Source organism: Amycolatopsis iheyensis, from assembly GCF_024703995.1.
Taxonomy (GTDB): domain Bacteria; phylum Actinomycetota; class Actinomycetes; order Mycobacteriales; family Pseudonocardiaceae; genus Amycolatopsis; species Amycolatopsis iheyensis.
In genome coordinates this window covers 217,944-238,281 of record NZ_JAMXQV010000015.1, presented here as the reverse complement: position 1 = coordinate 238,281, position 20,338 = coordinate 217,944, and the positions used below count along the sequence as shown (strand labels likewise).

The window sequence follows — 20,338 nt, the reverse complement described above, 5'->3', positions numbered from 1 at the left end:
GTCGACGACGATGTCTGCCAGCGCTGAAGAACCCGCCCCCTACGGCACCGGACCCGCCGCCAAGCCGGCCTCGGGCCGGAAGGTCCGCGTCCACCACCTGCGTGAGCTCAAGGAGCGCGGCGAGCCGTGGCCCATGCTCACCGCCTACGACATGTACACCGCCGCGCTGTTCGACGAGGCCGGGATCCCCGTGCTGCTCGTCGGCGACTCCGCGGCCAACAACGTCTTCGGGTACGACACCTCGCTGCCGGTGACGGTGGACGAGCTGCTGCCGCTGGTCCGGGCGGTCACCGGCTCGGTCAAGCGGGCCCTCGTGGTCGCCGACCTGCCGTTCGGCTCGTACCAGCTCTCGCCGGAGCAGGCGCTGGCGACGTCGGTGCGGTTCATGAAGGAGGGCCGCGCGCACGCCGTGAAGCTCGAGGGCGGGCGCCGGTTCGCCGCGCACGTCGAGGCCCTGACGTCGGCCGGCGTGCCGGTGATGGGCCACATCGGGTTCACCCCGCAGAGTGAGCACAACCTCGGCGGCTACCGGGTGCAGGGGCGCGGCGAAGCGGCGGACGCGCTGCTCGCCGACGCGCTGGCGCTGCAGGAGGCCGGGGCGTTCGCGGTGGTGATGGAGATGGTGCCCGCCGAAGCCGCGAAGCGCGTCACGCACGAGCTGAAGATCCCGACGGTCGGCATCGGCGCCGGCCCGGACTGCGACGCGCAGGTGCTCGTCTGGCAGGACATGGCCGGGCTGCGGCGCGGCAAGGCGCCGCGGTTCGTCAAGCGCTACGCCGACGTCGCGACGGTGCTGCAGGACGCGGCGACGGCGTTCGCGGAGGACGTCCGCCGCGGTGAGTTCCCGGCCCCCGAGCACGCGTTCCACGACTGACCCCGAGCGCCCCAATGTGGCCTTCGGTGCGTCAGACGCACCGAAGGCCACATTGGGTGCGTCAGACGCAACCAAGGCCACATTGGGGCGCTTGAGAGGCGGGGTCATCGGCGCCTGAACCGGTCGGTCAGGGCCGGGTCGTTCTCCCACCACAGCCCCGACGTCGACGCGGCGCCCGCGGCGGCTTCTTCGTCCAGCCGGACGTCGAGCTGCTTCGCGCGCCGCTCGTCGTCGCGGGCCCAGCGGATGAACAGCGCGACGACGAACGGCAGGCCGGCGACGTCGCCGCCGATCCACAGCACGCCCGCGCCGATGATCTGGTCCGTGCGCGGGTCCGGGCCCTGCCCCGGGTGCGCGGCCGCGTAGTGCGCCGGCGCGAGCAGCGGGCCGAGCCACAGCACCAGGCCCAGCGCGCCGTCGAAGATCACCTCGGCGAACGCGATCCACACCGAGACCAGGTGCGGGTCGCGCCGCGGGGTCGGGTCGAGGCCGAGGCGGGTCCAGAAGTACGTGAAGCCGGTCAGCACGAGGACCAGCCGGACCAGGCCGTCGGCGAGCGACGACCGCAGCACCAGGTCGTAGAGCGGGGTCAGGTACAGCACGAGCACCGGCGCGATCAGGACCACCGTGACGACCGGCGGGAACGTCAGCGCGCGGGCCACCGGGCCGCGGCCGTGGCGCCGCGCCCAGGTCGCCGGCCGGGTGTCCAGGAGGAGCCGGAGGGGCGCGCCGAGGGCCAGCAGCAGCGGCGTGACCATCACCAGCGTGGTGGTCTGGACCGCGCGGACCCAGAAGAACGTCCGGTCGTACACGGCCAGCGGTGAGCAGGTGACGACCAGGATCGTCGCGAGCCCGGCGAGGAACGCCGTGGTCCGGCCCGGCGGCCAGCCGCGCCCGCGGGCCGCGCGGACGTAGAGCGTGCCCAGGACGAGCACGCACAGGACCGCCGGGACGTCGAGCGTCACCTCACACCGCGAAGAAGATCAGGCTGCCGATTCCGGCGACCACGCAGTAAATCGCGAACGGCGTCAGCGTGCGCGTTTCGAAGTACCCGGTGAGGAACCGGACAGAAATGTACGAAGCGACCCCGGCGATGACGCTGCCGACGAGTGCCGGGCCGAGTGAAGCGTGGTTTTCCGGGGCGAACAACGACGGCATCTTCAGCACGCCGGCGGCGAGGATGACCGGCGTGGCGAGCAGGAACGCGAAGCGCGCGGCGTCCTCGTGGCCGAGCCCGCGGCGCAGCCCGGCGACCATGGTGATGCCCGAGCGGCTGATGCCCGGCAGCAGCGCGAGGATCTGCGCCGCGCCGATCAGCACGGCCTCGCCGACACGCAGCTTGGCCAGCCGGACGTCGGTCGCCTCCTCGACGGAAACCGCCCGCATCACCAGGGTTTCCTCCGTCGAGAAGTCCACAGTGTCCGCTTCTTCGGCGGGCTTGGGCTTGGCGCGGGAGAACTTCTCGGCGGCGTAGAGGACACCGCCGTTGAGCGCCAGGAAGATCGCCGCCGGCACCGGCTTGCCGAGGAAGTCGCGCAGCAGGCCCTCGAAGAGCAGCCCGGCCAGGCCGACCGGGATCGTGGCGAGCACGAGCAGCCACGCGAGCCGCTGGTCAGGGGTGCGGATCTCGCGGTCGCGGATCGACGTCCACAGCCCGCCGATGATCCGGATCCAGTCCTTCCGGAAGAACAGCACGAGCGCCAGCGCCGTCGCGACGTGCATCGCCACGAGCACCGCCAGGTACGGCGAACCCTTGCCGATGCTCAGGTCCTGCTGCCACTGCCCGCCGAGCCAGGCGGGCAGGAGGATGCTGTGGCCGAGACTGGACACCGGAAACAATTCCGACACCCCCTGCAAGGCGCCGACGACAATCGCCTCGACATAGGTCACCGCGGACATTCCGTGCCTTTCCGTACTGCTTTTTCGCCATCCCCGCCCGGGAACGTACCGGCCCTTTCGTTAACACGGGGCAAGGGGGACGGCCACGCTCAGCGTCCCCTCAGCGGGCGTTCACGTACATGAACTTCAATCATGTCCTTGACTGACGTTCGGGGTGTGGCTTAGCGTTTAGCCCGTCGCCGCCACGACGAAGATTTCGAACCCTCGACGAGGAGGACGGGAAATGCGTGTGCGGACTGCCGGCCGTCGTGACCACACCGACGGCGTCGTGTCCCCGATCGCGGAGCTCCGTTCACCCCACTGACCGGGAGCCCGCTCAGCCCGGCGGCGGGGGCGGGCTCCCACCTTTCTTGGTCGTCGTCCCGGCCTCTGGCGGCGGGGTGCCGGGACGACGGCCAGGACCGGTCCGGCAGAGTGTCGGGCATGGACGAGCTCTACCCGGCGATTTCCCCGCGTGCCGAAGGGTTTCTCGACGTCGGCGACGGGCACCGGATCCGCTGCCAGGAGGCCGGGAACCCGGCCGGCAAGCCGGTCGTGGTCCTGCACGGCGGGCCCGGCAGCGGGATCGCGCCGATGGCGCGGCGGCACTTCGACCCGGCGGCGTACCGGATCGTCCTGTTCGACCAGCGCGGGTCCGGGCAGTCGACGCCGGGCGCGGGTGACCTGAGCGCGAACACGTTGTGGCACCTGGTTTCCGACATGGAGGCCCTGCGCGAGCGGCTCGGCATCGAGCGCTGGCAGCTCTTCGGCGGCTCCTGGGGCGCGACGCTCGCCCTCGCGTACGCGCAGACGCACCCTTCGCGCGTCAGTGAAATCGTCCTGCGTGGCGTGTTCACCGTGCGACAGAGCGAGCTCGACTGGATCTACCGCGGCGGCGCGGCGAACCTGTTCCCGCGCGAGTGGGAAGCCTTCCTGGCCCCGATCCCGGTTTCGCGGCGCGACGACCCGTTGGCCGCGTACGCGGCGCTGCTCGACGACCCGGCCGAGGAGGTCCGGCACCGGGCCGCGATCGCGTGGAGCACCTGGGAAGGCGCGACGGTTTCCGTGCAGCCCCAGGAGTCCTTCGTCCGCCAGTACGCGGAGCCGGCGTTCGCCTGGACGTTCGCCCGGCTCGCGGTCCACTACTTCCGCCACGGCGCCTGGCTCGAAGAGGGCCAGCTGATCCGGGACGCGGGCAAGCTCGCGGACATCCCGGGCGTGCTCGTGCAGGGCCGCTACGACACCGTGTGCCCGCCGGCCACGGCGTACGAGCTGCACCGGGCGTGGCCCGGCTCGGAGCTGAAGCTGTTGGAGGGCGCCGGGCACGCGGTGACGGACCCGGGCGTGCTGGCCGCGTTGCGCGCGGCGACGGACTCATTCCGCCAGTAGCACCGCGAACACCCGCTCGAGCTTGGCCTGGACCACGGCTTCGTCGGCCTGCTCGAGCGCGGTGCCCCCGATCAGCGTGCGCATCACCCAGAACCCGGCGATCACGGACAGGGCCAGCGCCGGGCCCAACCGGTCCTGCCCGGGGACCAGGTCGGCCAGGTGCTGCTCGACGTGCCGCTCGATGCCGGCGCGCAGGATCTCCGCGGCCCGCGGGTTGGGCGCCGAGCGCAGCATCAGCAGGAACGGGCCGAGCCGCTCGGCGCTCGGGGCGGTCCGGCGCACGAGCGAGGCCGCGATGTCCGCGGCGAGCCTCGCCGGATCGTCGGTGAGCACGGTCCGCTCGGCCATCGCCGCCTCGACGACCTCGGCGAAGAGCCCTTCCTTCGAGCCGAAGTAGCGGTTGACGAGCATCGCCGTGACGCCGGCGGACTCGGCGATCTCGCGCACGCCGACGCCGTCGTAGCCCGCGCGGGTGAAGGCTTCGAGCGCCGAGTTCAGGATCGCTTCGCGGGTCGCTGCGGCGTTGCGAGGTCTCATGTATACGAGTGTAGACTTGAGCTAAGTCTACAGGTGTATACCTCTTGGGAAGGGTTCTCATGGATCTCGAAATCGCTGGTAAGCGGGCTCTGGTCACCGGCTCCAGCGCGGGTCTCGGCGCCGCGATCGCTCGGCTCTTGGCCGCGGAAGGGGCTTCGGTGGTGGTGCACGGCCGGGACGTCGCGCGCGCTTCGCGGGTCGCTTCGGAGATCGGCGCTTCCGGAGTGGCGATCGGCGACTTGTCGACCGACGCGGGAGCGGACGCCGTGGCCGAGGCAGCCGGGGACGTCGACATCCTGGTCAACAACGCCGGCTCGTACGACCACCTGTCGTGGACCGACGCCACGCCGAAGGACTGGACGGCGATGTACGAGGCGAACGTCGTGTCGGCGGTCCGGATGGTCCACCGGTTCGTGCCGGGCATGCGGTCGCGCGGCTGGGGCCGGGTCGTCCAGATCGGCGGCGGCCTGGCGATCCAGCCGATGGCGACGCAGCCGCACTACACGGCGACGCTGGCCGCGCGGCACAACCTCGCGGTGTCGTTGGCCCGGGACCTGGCGGGCACGGGCGTGACGTCGAACGTGGTGTCCCCGGGCGCGATCCTCGTGGACTCGGTCCGCGACCTGCTCACGTCGATCGCCCCTGCGCACGGCTGGGGGACGTCGTGGGCGGAGATCGAAACCGCGGCGGCTCGCGACCTGGTGCCCAACGACGTCGGCCGCCTGGGCCGCCCCGAGGAGATCGCGGCCGCGGTCGGCTACCTGGTGAGCCCGGCGGCGGCTTACGTCAGCGGTGCGACGATCCGCGTCGACGGGGGCACGATCCGGTCGGTCGCCTAGAGCCGGCCACCCGAGGCCGTGTCGCCGGACAGTCGCTGTGCCAGGTACACCGGCACGGTCGACACCACGATCAGCACCGCCGCGACGACGTTCACGATCGGGGCCTGGTTGGGCCGGAAGAGGTTGTTGTAGATCCAGATCGGCAGCGTCTCCATGCCCGTGCCCAGGGTGAACGTCGTCACGATGATCTCGTCGAACGACAGCGCGAACGCCAGCAGGCCGCCCGCCAGCAACGCCGAGCGCAGCATCGGGAACGTCACCAGCCGGAACGTCGTGAAGCCCGTCGCGCCGAGGTCCATCGACGCTTCCTCCAGGTTGCCGCCCATCCGGCGCAGCCGGGCGACGACGTTGTTGAACACCACCACGATGCAGAACGTCGCGTGCGCGATGATCGCCGTGACCAGGCCGAGGTCGATGCCGAGGATCGTGCGGAACGCGTTGTTCAGCGCGATGCCCGTGACGATCCCGGGCAGCGCGATCGGCAGGATGATCAGCAGCGACACCGGGTTGCGGCCGAAGAACCGGTAGCGCTGCAACGCGAACGCCGCCATGGTGCCGAGCACCAGCGCGATCGCCGTCGCCGCCAGGCCGGCCTCGACGCTCGTCCACAGCGCGTGCAGCGCACCTTCGTTCGACGTCGCGCGGCTCCACCACTCCAGCGTGAACCGGGTCGGCGGGAAGCCGAACGTCGTGTCCGCGTTGAAGGAGTTGAGCAGCACCACGATCAGCGGGAAGTAGATCACCGCCAGGCCGAGGCCCAGCGCGGTCCACAGCAGCGCCCGGGACGTCCGCACGACGACTCCTAGAGGTTGTCCAGCGCGCCGGTGCGGCGCACGGCGGCCAAGTAGACGAGCATGATCACGACGGGCACGGTCGCCACCGTCGCGGCGAACGGCAGGTTGTTGGCCGCGCCGATGTTGTCGTAGACGACGTTGCCGAGCATCTGCGACGTGCCGCCGACGATCTTCACCGCGATGTAGTCGCCCAGCGACAGCGAGAACGTGAAGATCGAGCCGGCCACGATCGCCGGGAACGTCAGCGGCAGGATCACCGAGCGGAACGTCCGGAACGAGCGCGCGCCGAGGTCACCCGAAGCGTCCACCAGGGAGTCCGGTAGCCGGTCGAGACCCGCGTAGATCGGCAGGATCATGTACGGCAGCCACAGGTACGACAGCGTGATGATCGTGGCCGTGACACCGTAACCGGGCGAAAGAAAGCTCAGCGCGCCGTTGCCGGACAGCATCGAGCGCCACGCGTACGCCTTCACGAGGTAGCTCGCCCACAGCGGGGTCATGATCGCGATCACGAGGATCCGCTGCGCGCGTGGCGAAGCCAGCTTGGCCATGGCGAAGGCCATCGGGAACGCGATGACCGCGTCGATCACCGTGACCAGCGCCGCGATCCCGACCGTGCGGAAGGTGATCGTGCGGTACACGGCGTCGCTCAACAGCGTCTTGAAGTTGTCCAGCGACCACTCGATGGCGACCTGGCCGGTGAAGGCGTCGGTGTGCCAGAACGCCGTGACGAACAACGCGGCGAGCGCGCCCAGGTAGGCCAGGCCGAGCCAGAGCAGCGGCGCGGAAAGCAGGAAGCCCAGGCGCAGCTTGGGTTTCCGGTAGAAGAAGGCCGATACGGCGGTCATCGCACCTCGCAGGATGGAGTCCGGGGCGGCGGGCGGAGTGGGGGGACACAGCCCGCCGCCACCGGGGTTCGGGGAACGTCAGCCCTTGATCTCGGTCCAGGCCTTCGTCCACTCGCCGTAGTCCTTGCACTTGACGTCCGTGCGGCCGTCGAGGCACTGCTGGATCGGCGTGGTCCAGTACGCGATCTTCGACGCGTACGAGGAGTCATTGGCGTGGTAGGTGTCGCAGAGCGTCTTGTCCGTCATCTCCGCGCACGCCTTGGGGTTCGCCGGGGCCTCGCCGAAGTACTCGGCGACCTGGGCGTTGACCTTCGGGCTGATGATGTAGTCGAGCCACTTGTAGGCGCACGTCTTGTGCTGCGACTTCGCCGCGACCATCCAGGTGTCCGACCACCCGGTGGCGCCTTCGCTCGGCACGCTCGCCTCGAGCGGCGCGCCCTCGCCCTTGGTCAGGTTCACGGTGACCTGCCAGGCGGTGCCGACGACGGCGTCGCCGTTCTTCAGCGCCTGGGACTCCTTGAGGTAGTCCGACCAGTACTCGCTGACCAGCGGCCGCTGCTGCTTGAGCAGGTTGACCGCGGCGGTGAACTGCTTGTCGTCCAACGCGTACGGGTTCTTGATGCCCAGGTCCGGCTGGTGCGCCATCAGGTACAGCGCGGCGTCGGCGATGTAGATCGGGGAGTCGTAGGCGATCACCTTGCCCTTGTAGGGCGAGTTCGCGTCGAACATCACCGACCACGAGTTCGGGGCCGGGTTCACCTTGTCGGTGCGCCAGGTCAGCAGGTTCGCGCCCCAGCCGTGCGGGATGCCGTAGGCCACGTTGCCGACGCTGTTCCAGGACTTGTCCTTGAGGAACGGCTGGACGTCGGCGTAGTTCGGCACGAGCGTGGTGTTCACCGGCTCGGCGTCCCCGGAGGCGACCAGCCGCAGCGACGCGTCACCCGAGGCGGAGACGACGTCGTACTGCCCGGTCTTCATCAGCGTCACGGCCTCGTCGGAGGTGCCGAACGGCTTGACGTTCACCTTGCAGCCGGTCTGCTGCTCGAACGGCGTGACCCAGTTGACCTTCGGGTCGTTCGAGCCGTTCTCCGCGTAACCGGGCCAGGCCAGCACGTTCAGCTGGCCTTCCCCTTGGCCGAGCGCCTTCATGGCCTCGAGCTTCGGCGGGGTGAACCCCTGCGCGCCCGGCGGCGCGGCGGAGTTCGAACCCGACGTGCCACATGCAGCCAACAGCAGGCTAGCGCCGAGGAGGCCGGCAAGCCGCGTCTTCCTGTTCTTCATGGCGTCCCTTCCGGGGTCTTTACCGGGAAACTGTGTTCGTCGCGCCAGCTGAGCCGGACGCGCCCGTCCGCGAAGGCGCCCTCGGTGTTCTGCTGCACCACCGAGAGCTGCCCGCCGGCGTCGAGGGCGACCGAATAACGCACGGTCGCGCCCGCGTAGACGACGTCGGTGACCGTGCCGGTCGCGCTGGTGTCCCCCGCCGCCGCGGGTTCGGACAGCTCGCCGTCGATGCGGATCTTCTCCGGCCGGATGCTGAACAGCCCCGGCCGGCCGATGACGGTCTCGGCGCCGCGGCCGCCGAGCAGGTTCGACGTCCCGACGAACCCGGCGACGAACGCGCTGGCCGGTCGCTCGTAGACCTCCTCGGGCGTCCCGACCTGCTCGATCCGGCCTTCGTTGAACACCGCGATCCGGTCGCTCATCGTCAGGGCTTCGTCCTGGTCGTGGGTGACGAAGACGAACGTGATGCCGACGTCGCGCTGGATCTGCTTGAGCTCCAGCTGCATGGCCTGGCGCAGCTTGAGGTCCAGCGCGCCGAGCGGCTCGTCGAGCAGCAGCACCTTCGGCCGGTTGACCAGCGCGCGGGCGAGCGCGACGCGCTGGCGCTGCCCGCCGGACAGCTGCGCGGGCTTGCGCGCGCCGTAGTCCTCGAGCCGCACGGTCTTCAGCGCTTCGAGGGCGCGTTCCCGGCGTTGCTGCTTCGGGACGCGTTTGACCTTCAGGCCGTACTCGACGTTCTGCTGCACGGACATGTGCGGGAACAGCGCGTAGTCCTGGAACACCGTGTTGACGTCGCGCTCGAACGGCGCGAGGCGGCTGACGTCCCGGCCGTCGAGCTCGATGGCGCCGTCGGTGGGCAGCTCGAAACCGGCGATCATGCGCAGCACGGTCGTCTTGCCGGAGCCGGACGGGCCGAGCATGGAGAAGAACTCGCCGGGCGGGATGTCGAGGTCGACGCCGTCGACCGCGTGGACGTCGCCGAAGTGCTTGCGCAGCCCGGAAAGCCGGATGGCCGGGCGCGTGCTCTCGGGCGTCGCGGGCTCTTCCCGCGTCTCGGTGGGTGCTTGGTTGGGCATCGCGACCCTCACAGTGCGCTCATCACGTGCTTGACGCGGGTGTAGTCCTCGAGGCCGTAGAGCGAGAGGTCCTTGCCGTAGCCGGACTTCTTGAACCCGCCGTGCGGCATCTCGGCGACCAGGGGGATGTGGGTGTTGATCCAGACGCAGCCGAAGTCGAGCTGCCCGGCCAGGCGCATCGCGCGCTGGTGGTCGCGGGTCCAGACCGACGACGCGAGGGCGTACTGGACGCCGTTCGCGGACCTGAGGGCGTCGGCCTCGTCGGTGAACCGCTGGACGGTGATGACCGGGCCGAAGATCTCGTTCTGGCTCAGCTCGTCGTCCTGCTTCAGGCCGGAGACGACGGTGGCCTCGTAGAAGTAGCCTTCGTCGCCGGACCGGTGCCCGCCACAGTGGACGGTCGCGTGCGCCGGCAGCCGCTCGATGAAGCCCGAGACCTTTTCCAGCTGGGCCGCGTTGTTGAGCGGGCCGTACGCGACGTCTTCGTCGTCCGGCTTGCCGGTCCTGGTGGCCTCGGCCTGGCGGGTGAGCGCCGCGACGAAGGTGTCGTGCACCTCGTCGGCGACCAGCACGCGGGTGGCGGCCGTGCAGTCCTGGCCGGCGTTGAAGTACCCGGCGACGGCGATGGCCTCCGCGGCGGCGTCGAGGTCGGCGTCGGCGAAGACGATGACCGGCGCCTTGCCGCCCAGCTCGAGGTGGACGCGCTTGACGTCGTTCGCGGCACTGCGAGCGACCTCGATGCCGGCGCGGACCGAGCCGGTGATCGACACCATCGCCGGGATGTCGTGCTCGACCAGCGCGCGGCCGGTGTCGCGGTCGCCGCAGACGACGTTGAACACGCCGGGCGGGAAGAACTCGCCGGCGATCTCGGCGAGCAGCAGCGACGACGCCGGAGTCGTGTCGGAGGGCTTGAGCACGACGGTGTTGCCGGCGGCGAGCGCGGGCGCGATCTTCCAGATGGCCATCAGCAGCGGGTAGTTCCACGGCGTGACCTGCGCGCAGACACCGACCGGCTCACGGCGGACGAAGGAGGTGTGGCCTTCCATGTACTCGCCGGCGGACCGGCCTTCGAGCACGCGCGCGGCCCCGGCGAAGAAGCGGATCTGGTCGAGGACCATCGGGATCTCTTCGGCCATGGTCAGCGCGACCGGCTTGCCGGTGTTGGCGGACTCGACGGCCACGACCTCGTCGGCGCGGGCTTCCAGGGCGTCGGCGAGCTTGAGCAGCGCGAGCTGGCGCTGGGCCGGGGTCGTCGCGCGCCAGGTCTCGAACGCGGTCGCGGCGACCTGCAGCGCGTTGTCGACGTCCTCGGGCCCGGCGATCGGCGCGGTGCAGTAGGCGCGCCCGGTGACCGGGTCGATGATCTCCGCCGTCCGGCCCGACTTGGACTCGACGAAGGCGCCGCCGACGTAGTGCTTCAGCTCCTGCACGATCACTCCTCATTGCGGCGTCGCGGTCGGGGAGCTAAAACATATAAGTCCATATGTAATAGGACAAGAGGATCAGGCAAGATTGGTGCGAACGGGTACGCCGACCGGTGAAGGGTCACGATGCGCAAGGGCATGTCGCACAGCGCGCGGTCCGCCATGTTCGCGCCGCTCGGCCAGGTCGGCCGGGCGGAAGCGGTGGCGGCGCGGCTGGCCGACGCCATCACGCTCGGCCTGCTCGCCGACGAGGAGCAGCTGCCGAGCGAAGCCGACTTGAGCGCGCAGTTCGGCGTCTCGACCGTGACGGTCCGGGAAGCGCTCGTGGCGTTGCGGCAGCAGGGGCTGGTCGAGACCCGGCGGGGGCGCAGCGGCGGCAGCTTCGTGCGCGCGCCGGCCAACCCGCCGCCGGACGCGTGGCGCTCGCGGCTGCGCGAGGTGTCGCTCTCGGACCTGCGCGACGTCGGCGACCACTACCTGGCGATCGCCGGGGCCGCCGCGAAGCTCGCCGCCGAGCGCAGCTCACCCGAAGACGTCGCCCGGCTGCGGCTGGCGACCGAAGACCTCCGGACGGCGCACGGCCCCGACGTCACGCGGGCGGAGCGGCAGTTCCACCTGGAGGTCGCCGCGGCCGCGCAGTCGCCGCGGCTCACGCACGAAGAGCTCCACCTGCAGAGCGAGCGCGGCGGGCTGCTGTGGCTGCCGCTCGACCCCGGGGCGCACTCCCACGAGGAGCACGCCGCGATCACCGCCGCGATCGACGCCGCCGACGGCGAGCTGGCCCGCAAGCTCACCGAGGAACACATCCTGGGCGCCCTCGACCGGCTCGCGGACGTGCACCTCGGCTTGCTCGCCCCGTAGGATTCGCCCCAACCGCGCATCGAGGTGAGGACCGTGAACGACACCCGCACGCCCGTCGGCGACGAGGTCGTCGAGCAGGTTTCGGCGTTGGTGGAAGGCGTTTTCGAGCGACTCAAGCCCCTGCTGGCGGCCGCCGAGTCGGTGCTGGCCGAGACCCCGGCGGCGGCGGCGCTGCACCGGATCCGCCCGCAGGTCATCGAGGCCCTCGGCGGTTTGGTCATCGGCGCGGGCTTCGTCAGCGCGCCGCGGGTGCTGGCCGATTCGGAGTTCGGCTTCGAGTGGTGGACGGCCGGTTCGCCGCCGTCGCAGCTGTTCATCAGCCTGGACCCGGGCAGCGAGAACTTCCTGGACTACACGCGCCAGTCGTGGTTCACGGTCCCCCGCGACACCGGCCGGCGGCACATCAACGGGCCGTACGTGGATTACCTGTGCACCGACGAGTACACGCTGACGTTCACGATTCCGGTGTCCCGCGGGGGTTCTTTCGCGGGTGTCGTGGGAGCGGACGTCTACGTGCGCGAGTTCGAGCGGGCGGTGCGTCCCCGGTTGCGGTCGCTGGGCCGCGGAGCGGCGTTGCTGAACGCGCAGGGGCGGGTGATCGTGGCCAACAGCGTCCGGCAGCCGACGGGCTCGCTGGTGCGGGAGGCCGACGTCCCGGCGTGGTGGTCGTCGGGCGCGGAACCCGGGCCGTCGTTGCGGCGGTGTGGTGACTCACCGATCGTGCTGGTGACCGGGGACTAGGGCCCGCCCATCAGCGAGTAGCCGACGTAGCAGTCCGGCCCGGCTTGGACGAGAAGGCCCAGCGGAAGGCCGTCGGGCCGCTCGGCGGTGTAGACGACGTGCGACGGGCCGAACCAGGTGCCGACCTCGTCGACCGCCGTCATGGCGACGTTGTTCCCCGGCACGCAGTACGGCTCGTCGTGGCACCAGCCCGCGCCGGCGCAGGTGGCGTAGCTGCGGTAGTCGCGGCCGGCGTGGTGGATGCGGTACGGCAATCCGTGGTCGCCGGGCAGGGCGTAGCCGAAGTGGTTGGCCGTCCAGGGCAGGAACGCGAGACCGCCCCCAGCGAGGAGCACGACCCCGAGGGCTATGAGTGCCGCGCGTTTGTAGGCCACGTGAAGGGGACGCCCGGCGCGGTGCCGACGTTGCTCAAGCCTGCAGCGCCACCCACAGCTCCGCCCGCACGCCCGGCGAGTCCAGGTCCCGGCCCAGCAGCTCCGCCGCCTTCCGGATCCGGTTCCGCAGCGTGTGCCGGTGCACGCCCAGCCGCGTCGCCGCCACATCCCAGTGCCCGTGGTGCTCCAGCCAGCAGCGCAACGACGTCTCCAGGTCACCGCGGCCGTTCTCGTCGTGCTCGCGCAGCGGGGTGAGCACGCCACGCGCAAACGCTTGCGCCACCGCGGGTTCGATCAGCGAAAGCAGCCCGCGGGCGGTGTGCTCCGCCGCCGAGACGAGGGCCTTGTCCTCCGTCAGCGCGGCCTCGGCCGCCAGCTCCGCCTGCGCCAGGCCGGCCGCGAAGTCCGTTGTGGACACCGGGCCCGCCACCCCGCCGTGCAGGCCGCCGATCCGCGCCGCCGCCTCCGCCGCCGGGTCGACCGGACCGACCGCCACCACCGAAGAACCACGCCGCGCCGCGAACACGGGCTCGCTCTCCAGCGCGCCGAGCAGCTTGCGCCGGGCGGCGGGCGGGCCGGCGAACACCAGCACCGACCACGGCGCACGCGGTGGCGCGCCACCGGCTTCGGCCAGCACCCGCAGCGCGAGTTCGGCCTGGCCACCCACCAGCAGCTCCAGCAGCCCGGTCCGCAACGCCTCCCGCGCCGCGGCCTGCGCACGATCCTGTTCCAGCGCCAGGGAAAGGACCGACACCGCGGTGTTGACGATGTGCCGCCCGGCAGTGTCGAGCGAAGCGCCGACGGCGAGCACCCGGCGCGCGCTGGTGTCGAGGGTCTGCAGCACGACCTCGTCGCCGTCGAGCGCGAAGACCCGGGTGCCGGCGCGGAGGCGCTCCAGCTCCTCCCGCAGCGCGGGGGCGTACGCGCGGGCGCCGGCCGGGGCGGCCTCGATGACCGTGGTGCGTTCGAGCAGCAGCACCCAGCCGTCGACGAGCTTCGCCAGCTTCCGCAGCACCCCCGCCGGGCCGCCCTTGCCGACCGCCGTGCGGGTCAGCTCCTGCTGGGCCTTGCCGATGCGGACCGTCGTCGCGTACTCGTCCGCCGCCACCGCCCGCGAAACCGCGCGGGTGATCGCGATGAACGGCGTCTTCTTCGGCACCTCCAGCACCGGCAGCCCCACCTCGGCCGCGGTCGCCACGAGGGCGCGCGGGACCGCGTCGTGGCTCAGCCCGACGCCGAAGCCGAGCCCGGCCACCCCCGCCTCGACCAGCCGGCGGACGTAGGCCGGCGCCGTCTCCTCGTCCAGGGCCAGGCCGGTCGTCAGCAGCAGCTCACCGCCCTCGAGGAACGCCTGCGGGTCGGTCAGCTCGGTCGGGTGCACCCACCCGATCGGGCGATCGAGGAGGTCTTCGCCGGTCAGCACCCGCAGCCCGAGCGGGCGCTCGGCGGCCAGTCCGGCCAGCGTGAGTGCCATAACGGCCAACCATACGCTTCGAAATAGCCGGAACGTCCAGCTGACGACCGTCCGGTAACCGCTCATCCTGAGGACGTCCACCGACTTCCCCAGGAGCACGCCGTGACCGCAAGCACCACCGCCGAGCCGCAGGCCCCGGCGCCCCGGCAGCGCAGGCTGCGCACCGAGATCCCCGGCCCCGTCTCGCGCGAGCTGCAGGAGCGCCGCGCGAACGCCGTCGCCGCCGGGGTCAGCTCGGTGCTGCCCGTCTACGTCACCTCGGCGAGCGGCGGCCTGCTCACCGACGCCGACGACAATGTCCTGATCGACTTCGGCTCCGGCATCGCGGTGACCAACGTCGGGCACTCCGCGCCGGCCGTCGTCGACCGCGTCCGCGAGCAGGCCGGCCGGTTCGCCCACACCTGCTTCATGGTCGCGCCGTACGAGGGGTACGTCGAGGTCTGCGAGGCGCTGGCCGAGCTGACGCCGGGCGACCACGCGAAGAAGTCGGTCCTGTTCAACTCCGGCGCCGAAGCCGTCGAGAACGCGGTGAAGATCGCGCGCGTCGCGACCGGGCGCCAGGCCGTCGTCGTGTTCGACCACGCCTACCACGGCCGCACCAACCTGACCATGGGCATGACCGCGAAGTCGGTGCCCTACAAGCACGGCTTCGGCCCGTTCGCGCCCGAGGTCTACCGCGTGCCGGGCTCGTACCCGTACCGCGACGGTCTGTCCGGCCCCGAAGCCGCCGCGCTGGCCATCGACCGGATCGAGAAGCAGATCGGCGGCGACCAGGTCGCCGCGGTGGTGCTCGAGCCGATCCAGGGCGAGGGCGGCTTCATCGAGCCGGCACGCGGCTTCCTGCCCGCGATTTCGGCGTGGTGTAGGGAAAACGGCGTCGTGTTCGTCGCCGACGAAGTCCAGACGGGCTTCTGCCGCACCGGTTCCTGGTTCGCTTCCTCGGACGAGGACGTCGTCCCCGATCTGATCGCCACGGCCAAGGGCATCGCCGGCGGCCTGCCGCTCTCGGCGGTCACCGGCCGCGCTTCCCTCCTCGACGCGGTCGGGCCGGGTGGCCTCGGCGGCACGTACGGCGGCAACCCGATCGCCTGCGCGGCCGCCTTGGGGTCGATCGAGACGATGAAGTCGGAAGACCTGGCTTCGTCGGCGAAGCGCATCGAGAACGCTGTGCTGCCGCGGCTGCGGGCGCTGGCCGCCGAGACCGGCGTGCTCGGTGACGTCCGCGGGCGCGGCGCGATGCTGGCGGCGGAGTTCGTCCGCCCGGGGACTTCGGAGCCGGACGCCGACCTCACCAAGCGCGTCGCGGCGGCCTGCCACCGGGCCGGCGTGGTGGTGCTGACCTGCGGCACCTACGGCAACGTCGTCCGGCTGCTGCCGCCCCTGTCCCTGTCCAACGACCTGCTCGACGAGGGCCTCTCGGTCCTCGAGCACGCTGTCCGCACGGAGGCTCGCGCATGACTTTCCCCTTCTGGGTCGCCGGAAAGCCGGTGACCGGCGGTTCTTCGGTCGACGTCCGCCACTCCTTCGACGGCTCCTCGGCCGGGTCGCACTTCGTGCCGTCGGCTTCGGACGTCGAGGCCGCGGTGCAGGCCGCGCACGACGTCGCCGACGAGTTCGCGACGCTGCCCGCGCACGTCCGCGCCGGGGCGTTGGACCACGTGTCCCGGGCGTTGGGTGAGCGGTCCGAGGAGATCGCACAACTGATCACGGCCGAGTCGGGCAAGCCGCTGAAGTGGGCGCGCGGCGAGGTCGGGCGCGCGGTGTCGACGTTCCGCTGGGCCGCCGAGGAAGCGCGCCGCTTCTCGGGCGAGCTGCAGCGCCTCGACACCGACCCGGGCGGCACCGGCAGGCTGGCGCTGGTCCGGCGCGTCCCGCGCGGGCCGGTGCTGGGCATCACGCCGTTCAACTTCCCGCTGAACCTGGTGGCGCACAAGGTGGCGCCGGCGATCGCGGTGGGCGCGCCGATCGTGCTCAAGCCCGCGCCGGCGACGCCGCTGACGGCGTTGCTGCTGGGTGAGATCCTGGCTGCCACCGATCTCCCGGCGGGTTCGTGGTCGATCCTGCCGGTGGACAACGAGACGTCGTCCCGCCTCGTCGAGGACCCGCGCCTGCCGGTGGTGTCGTTCACCGGCTCGGTCCCGGTCGGCTGGGCGATCCGCGATCGCGTCCCGCGCAAGCACGTGGCCTTGGAACTGGGCGGCAACGGCGCGGTGCTGGTCTGTCCCGATTGGACGGACCTCGACTTCGCGGCCCAGCGGATCGCGACGTTCGCGATGTACCAGGCGGGGCAGTCGTGCATCTCGGTGCAGCGGGTGTACGTGCACTCTTCCGTTTACGACGCTTTGGCTTCGAAGGTCGTCGAGCAGGTCGCTTCGCTGCGCACGGGCGACCCGCGCGCGGACGGCGTGGACGTCGGCCCGCTGATCAACGTCGACGCTGCTTCACGGGTCGAGTCGTGGGTTTCCGCGGCGGTGTCGTCGGGCGCTCGTCTGCTGGCCGGCGGCGGGCGATCGGGCGCCACGGTGGAGCCGACGGTGCTGGCGGACGTCCCCGAAGACGCGTCGGTGATGGCCGAGGAGGTGTTCGGGCCGGTGGTTTCGCTGGTCCGGGTGTCGTCGGTGGCCGAGGGTGTGGAGCGGATCAACGCGTCGCGGTTCGGCCTGCAGGCGGGCGTGTTCACCCGCGACCTGCCGACGGCGTTCGAGGTGTCGGCGGCGCTTCGCGTGGGCGGGGTGCTCGTGGGCGACGTGCCGAGCTTCCGCGCGGACCAGATGCCCTACGGCGGGGTGAAGGACTCGGGTGTCGGCCGCGAGGGCCCGGCGTCGGCGATGGCGGACTTCACCGAGGAGCGGGTAACGGTGTTGACGGGTTTGACGCTGTAAGCCATGTGAGACCGCTGATCCTGCTCGACGTCGACGGCCCGCTGAGCCCGTGGGCGGCGCCCCGCCACGCGAAGCCCGCCGGCTACGTCGAGCACCCGCTGCGGCTCTCCCGGTGGAGCCGCAAGCGGTTGCGGATCTGGCTGAACCCCTCGCACGGCCCCACGCTGCTCGCCCTGGCCGCTTCCGCCGACGCGGAACTGGCCTGGGCGACCAGCTGGGAGCACCGGGCGAACCGCCAGGTCGGCCCGGCGATCGGGCTGCCGCCGCTGCCGGTGGTCGAGTTCGCCGGGCCGCAGCCGACGTGGAAGTTCGGCCCGGTGGCCCGTTTCGCGGCGGGCCGCCCCCTGGCCTGGTTCGACGACGACTTCGACCTGTTCCCGGACGCCCGGCGGCGCTTTCTCGAGCGCCGGGCGGACATCCCGACAGAGCTGATCCCGGTCGACGCGCACACCGGCCTGACCGGCGAGCACTTCGACCGCCTCGAAGCCTGGCTGCGGAAACTCGATCGCCGATGACCCGGCCCCGGCGTAGGTTCAGTCCATGACGTTGGCGCGCAAGGGTTCGCGGCTCATCACGGTCGACGGCGCCGGCTACCGCTGGTCGGTCCGGCCCAAGCCGACCTACTCGCAGGGGCTAGGCGCCGCGATGACCTTCGCGGTCGAACTCGCCGAGCGGCCCGGCGCCACCCTCGTCGTCGACACGGGGCGGCCGCGGCCGGACAACTGGCTGCACAGGCAAACCGAGCCGATCCGGCCCGCCGAAGTCGCCGAAGCCGTCCGCGCCGCGCTCGCCCGCGGCTTCGACTTCACAGCCCCGCCAGCGCCTCCGTCAACGCGGCGTGCGCGTCGACCAGCGAAGGTCCGTACCAGGTGAGGTGCCGCCCCGAGACCAGCACGTGCCGCGCGTCCGGGAAGTGGTCCGGACCGTCCTCCTCGGTGAACAAGTACGGCTCGTCCGGCAGCACCAGCAGGTCCGCGTCCGCGCGCAGGTGCGCCCGCAGCTCCTCGACGTCCGGTCGCGGGTACCGCTCCGCCGAGTCCGCGTAGACGTTCGCCACGCCGACCCGGCGCAGGACGTCACCCGCGAACGTCTCGCGGCCCACGACGATCCACGGCTTACGCCACACCGGCACCACCGCGTGGAACCGCGCCGGCCGGACCTCGCGCCAGACCTCCTCCGCCGTCACGAGCCAGTCCGGCTCCGCCAGCTCGTACGCCTGGGTGAGGATCCGCCGCAGCGAGCCCAGCGCCGCCGGGACCGTCGCCGACGCCGCCATCACCCAGACCGGTATCCCGTTGGCGCGCAGGCGTTCCACGTCCTCCGGGCGGTTCTCCTCCGAGTTGGCCAGCACCAGGTCGGGCGCCAGGTCCAGCACGCGGTCGAGCTTCGGGTACTTCGACCCGCCGACCCGCGGGACGTCCAGCGCGGCCGGGTGCGTGCAGTAGTCCGTCGCGCCGGCGAGCCGGCCGGGTGCGCTGACCTCGACCGCCTCGGTCAGCGACGGCACCAGCGACACCACGCGCGAAACCGGGCCGCGCACCGGCACCGGCTCCCCGAGATCGTCGACCAGAGTCATGCGCGTTCGAACGACACCTTCCGCTTCTCGACGTCCACCGCGGTCAGCCGGACCCCGATCCGCTCCCCCGCGGTCAGCTTCTCCCCCGCGCACTTCGCCATCACCGTCGGGTCCTCGACCAGGATCTCCGCCTTGTTCTCGTCCGCGCGCAGCACCACCGCGCTGAACTCGCCGCCGATGTGCTCGGCCAGCACCCACGCCTCGACCTGGTCGATGCAGGCCCGCTCGACCTTCGCGGCGAGCGTGTCGGACGCCATCATGCGGTCCGGGACGTCCGCGAGCGCCGCCCGCACCCACTCCGGGACCTCGCGCCCGGCCGACACGGCGAGGCAGATCTCCGTCGCGAACCGGTCGACCAGCCGCCGGATCGGCGCCGTGACGTGCGCGTACGCGCCGCCGATCCCGGCGTGCGTGGTGAGCGCCGGCAGTTCGCCGTCGAACGCCGTGTAGCCCGCGCCACGCAGCAGCCGCGTGGTGTCGGCGTAGAGCGCCATCGACGCCGGCTGGCCCGGGTCCAGCCGGGACAGGAACTCCGAAACGGTCGTTTCCGGCGCCCACGCGATGCCGAGCGCTTCGGCCGAACGGCGCAGCCAGTCGACGGCGTCGGGTTCGGGGTCGGGCAGCGTGCGCAGGACGCCGACCCGCGCGTCGATCATGATCCGCGCCGCCGCCATCCCGGTGAGCAGCGAGATCTCGGCGTTCCACGCGTCGACGGCGGTGCGCGGGCGGCGGGCGAGCACCCAGCCGCCGTCCGGGTCGCCGCTGATCTCCTGCTCCGGGAGCTGCAGTTCGACGGCGCCGCGCCGCACGGCCAGCTCGCGCCGCCGCCGGCCGAGCTCCGGCAGCGCGGCCACCGACGGGTGCGGGTTCCCCGCGTCGAGGGCGGCCTGGACGGTCTCGTAGTCGAACTGCTCGGTGGACCGGACCAGTGCGCGGCGCACCCGCGTCGAGGTCAGCACGCCGGCGTCGTCGGTCTCGATGGTCCAGAGCACCGCGGGCCGGATTTCGCCCGGCAGCAGGCTTGCCGCGCCTTCGGAGAGCACCGGCGGGTGCAGCGGGACGTTGCCGTCGGGCAGGTAGAGCGTCTGCCCGCGCGAGCGGGATTCGCGGTCCAGCGCGCCGCCGGGCGGGACGAACGCGGCGAGGTCGGCGATCGCGTACTGCACGCGGAAGCCGTGCGCCGTCTTCTCGACGACCATCGCCTGGTCGAGGTCCTTGGAGCCCGGCGGGTCGATGGTGACGAACGGGAGGTCCGTCGCGTCCTCGCGCGGGCCGGCGCTGGCGAGGGGGTCGAGGACCGCCGCCTCCGCCTCGGCCAGCACCTCGGGCCCGAACGACTCCGGCAGCGAAAACTCGGCACGCAGGGGGCCGAAGTCCCCGCCCGCCGAGTGTGTCCTGATCACGAGGGGAGGCACCCCCCAACCCTAACCCTCCGAGGGGCCGATGATCGCCCGATCGGGCGCGGGCCGGTCGGGTGTACGTTGGGCGCG

At 71.8% G+C, this 20,338-nt stretch carries 21 protein-coding genes; 9 read left to right on the top strand and 12 right to left on the bottom strand.

Features of this window, described 5'->3' with window-relative positions; all coding sequences use genetic code 11:
* Positions 1–10: 10 nt before the first annotated feature.
* Entirely contained in the window at positions 11–874 is an 864-nt protein-coding gene (gene panB / locus M8542_RS27790; RefSeq protein WP_257923191.1) for a 3-methyl-2-oxobutanoate hydroxymethyltransferase, read from the top strand.
* Between the two features lie 104 nt (positions 875–978).
* On the opposite strand, the gene M8542_RS27785 is transcribed toward panB, so the two are convergent.
* Positions 979–1,839, bottom strand: a complete 861-nt coding sequence (locus M8542_RS27785; RefSeq protein WP_257923190.1) for a cytochrome c oxidase assembly protein — start codon at positions 1,837–1,839, stop codon at positions 979–981.
* Between the two features lies 1 nt (position 1,840).
* Positions 1,841–2,773 (bottom strand): undecaprenyl-diphosphate phosphatase, encoded by a 933-nt coding sequence (locus tag M8542_RS27780; protein ID WP_257923189.1) that lies wholly within the window; start codon positions 2,771–2,773, stop codon positions 1,841–1,843.
* A 423-nt stretch (positions 2,774–3,196) separates the two neighbouring features.
* Between M8542_RS27780 and pip the strand changes: the two genes are divergently transcribed.
* Positions 3,197–4,141: a prolyl aminopeptidase gene (gene pip / locus M8542_RS27775; RefSeq protein ID WP_257923188.1), complete on the top strand. Its 945-nt coding sequence runs from the start codon at positions 3,197–3,199 to the stop codon at positions 4,139–4,141.
* On the opposite strand, the gene M8542_RS27770 is transcribed toward pip, so the two are convergent.
* Entirely contained in the window at positions 4,127–4,678 is a 552-nt protein-coding gene (locus tag M8542_RS27770) for a TetR/AcrR family transcriptional regulator (RefSeq protein ID WP_257923187.1), read from the bottom strand. The two genes, pip and M8542_RS27770, sit on opposite strands and share 15 nt — an antisense overlap.
* A 59-nt stretch (positions 4,679–4,737) precedes the next feature.
* Here M8542_RS27770 and M8542_RS27765 point away from each other — a divergent pair, with 59 nt between their 5' ends.
* On the top strand, positions 4,738–5,517 hold the full coding sequence (locus tag M8542_RS27765; protein WP_257923186.1) for an SDR family NAD(P)-dependent oxidoreductase: 780 nt from the start codon (positions 4,738–4,740) through the stop codon (positions 5,515–5,517).
* On the opposite strand, the gene M8542_RS27760 is transcribed toward M8542_RS27765, so the two are convergent.
* From M8542_RS27760 to M8542_RS27740, 5 genes are all read right to left on the bottom strand, one after another.
* The gene (locus tag M8542_RS27760) at positions 5,514–6,311 is read right to left on the bottom strand and encodes an ABC transporter permease (protein WP_257923185.1); all 798 of its coding nucleotides are present in this window, start codon (positions 6,309–6,311) and stop codon (positions 5,514–5,516) included. The two genes, M8542_RS27765 and M8542_RS27760, sit on opposite strands and share 4 nt — an antisense overlap.
* A gap of 8 nt (positions 6,312–6,319) precedes the next feature.
* The gene (locus M8542_RS27755) at positions 6,320–7,159 is read right to left on the bottom strand and encodes an ABC transporter permease (RefSeq protein ID WP_257923184.1); all 840 of its coding nucleotides are present in this window, start codon (positions 7,157–7,159) and stop codon (positions 6,320–6,322) included.
* A 78-nt stretch (positions 7,160–7,237) separates the two neighbouring features.
* Positions 7,238–8,440, bottom strand: a complete 1,203-nt coding sequence (locus M8542_RS27750; RefSeq protein WP_257923183.1) for an ABC transporter substrate-binding protein — start codon at positions 8,438–8,440, stop codon at positions 7,238–7,240.
* Positions 8,437–9,516: an ABC transporter ATP-binding protein gene (locus M8542_RS27745; RefSeq protein ID WP_257923182.1), complete on the bottom strand. Its 1,080-nt coding sequence runs from the start codon at positions 9,514–9,516 to the stop codon at positions 8,437–8,439. The genes M8542_RS27750 and M8542_RS27745 overlap by 4 nt, the downstream gene beginning before the upstream one ends.
* Before the next feature lie 8 nt (positions 9,517–9,524).
* Positions 9,525–10,946 carry a gamma-aminobutyraldehyde dehydrogenase gene (locus M8542_RS27740; RefSeq protein ID WP_257923181.1) on the bottom strand — a complete coding sequence of 474 codons (1,422 nt, stop codon included), beginning with the start codon at positions 10,944–10,946 and terminating at the stop codon, positions 9,525–9,527.
* A gap of 120 nt (positions 10,947–11,066) precedes the next feature.
* Here M8542_RS27740 and M8542_RS27735 point away from each other — a divergent pair, with 120 nt between their 5' ends.
* Both M8542_RS27735 and M8542_RS27730 read left to right on the top strand, forming a co-directional pair.
* Entirely contained in the window at positions 11,067–11,801 is a 735-nt protein-coding gene (locus M8542_RS27735) for a FadR/GntR family transcriptional regulator (protein ID WP_257923180.1), read from the top strand.
* A 33-nt stretch (positions 11,802–11,834) separates the two neighbouring features.
* A complete protein-coding gene (locus tag M8542_RS27730; RefSeq protein WP_257923179.1) occupies positions 11,835–12,542 on the top strand; it encodes a cache domain-containing protein in 708 nt (235 codons plus the stop codon).
* Here M8542_RS27730 and M8542_RS27725 read toward each other — a convergent pair.
* Together M8542_RS27725 and M8542_RS27720 are read right to left on the bottom strand one after the other, a co-directional pair.
* The gene (locus tag M8542_RS27725) at positions 12,539–12,877 is read right to left on the bottom strand and encodes a hypothetical protein (protein ID WP_257923178.1); all 339 of its coding nucleotides are present in this window, start codon (positions 12,875–12,877) and stop codon (positions 12,539–12,541) included. The genes M8542_RS27730 and M8542_RS27725 overlap by 4 nt on opposite strands.
* Positions 12,878–12,950: 73 nt before the next feature.
* Entirely contained in the window at positions 12,951–14,390 is a 1,440-nt protein-coding gene (locus tag M8542_RS27720) for a PucR family transcriptional regulator (RefSeq protein WP_257923177.1), read from the bottom strand.
* Positions 14,391–14,492: 102 nt separating this feature from the next.
* Here M8542_RS27720 and gabT point away from each other — a divergent pair, with 102 nt between their 5' ends.
* The 4 genes from gabT to M8542_RS27700 are packed head-to-tail and all read left to right on the top strand — an operon-like array spanning position 14,493 to position 18,145.
* On the top strand, positions 14,493–15,848 hold the full coding sequence (gene gabT / locus M8542_RS27715; RefSeq protein WP_257923176.1) for a 4-aminobutyrate--2-oxoglutarate transaminase: 1,356 nt from the start codon (positions 14,493–14,495) through the stop codon (positions 15,846–15,848).
* Positions 15,845–17,272, top strand: a complete 1,428-nt coding sequence (locus M8542_RS27710; protein ID WP_257923175.1) for an aldehyde dehydrogenase family protein — start codon at positions 15,845–15,847, stop codon at positions 17,270–17,272. The genes gabT and M8542_RS27710 overlap by 4 nt, the downstream gene beginning before the upstream one ends.
* A gap of 5 nt (positions 17,273–17,277) precedes the next feature.
* Positions 17,278–17,787, top strand: coding sequence for a hypothetical protein (locus M8542_RS27705; protein ID WP_257923174.1), 510 nt, complete (start codon positions 17,278–17,280; stop codon positions 17,785–17,787).
* Between the two features lie 25 nt (positions 17,788–17,812).
* Positions 17,813–18,145: a hypothetical protein gene (locus tag M8542_RS27700; protein ID WP_257923173.1), complete on the top strand. Its 333-nt coding sequence runs from the start codon at positions 17,813–17,815 to the stop codon at positions 18,143–18,145.
* Here M8542_RS27700 and M8542_RS27695 read toward each other — a convergent pair.
* Positions 18,078–18,848: a helical backbone metal receptor gene (locus M8542_RS27695; RefSeq protein WP_257923172.1), complete on the bottom strand. Its 771-nt coding sequence runs from the start codon at positions 18,846–18,848 to the stop codon at positions 18,078–18,080. The genes M8542_RS27700 and M8542_RS27695 overlap by 68 nt on opposite strands.
* Entirely contained in the window at positions 18,845–20,251 is a 1,407-nt protein-coding gene (locus M8542_RS27690; protein ID WP_257923171.1) for an RNB domain-containing ribonuclease, read from the bottom strand. Before M8542_RS27690 ends, M8542_RS27695 begins: the two co-directional genes overlap by 4 nt.
* Positions 20,252–20,338: the final 87 nt, after the last annotated feature.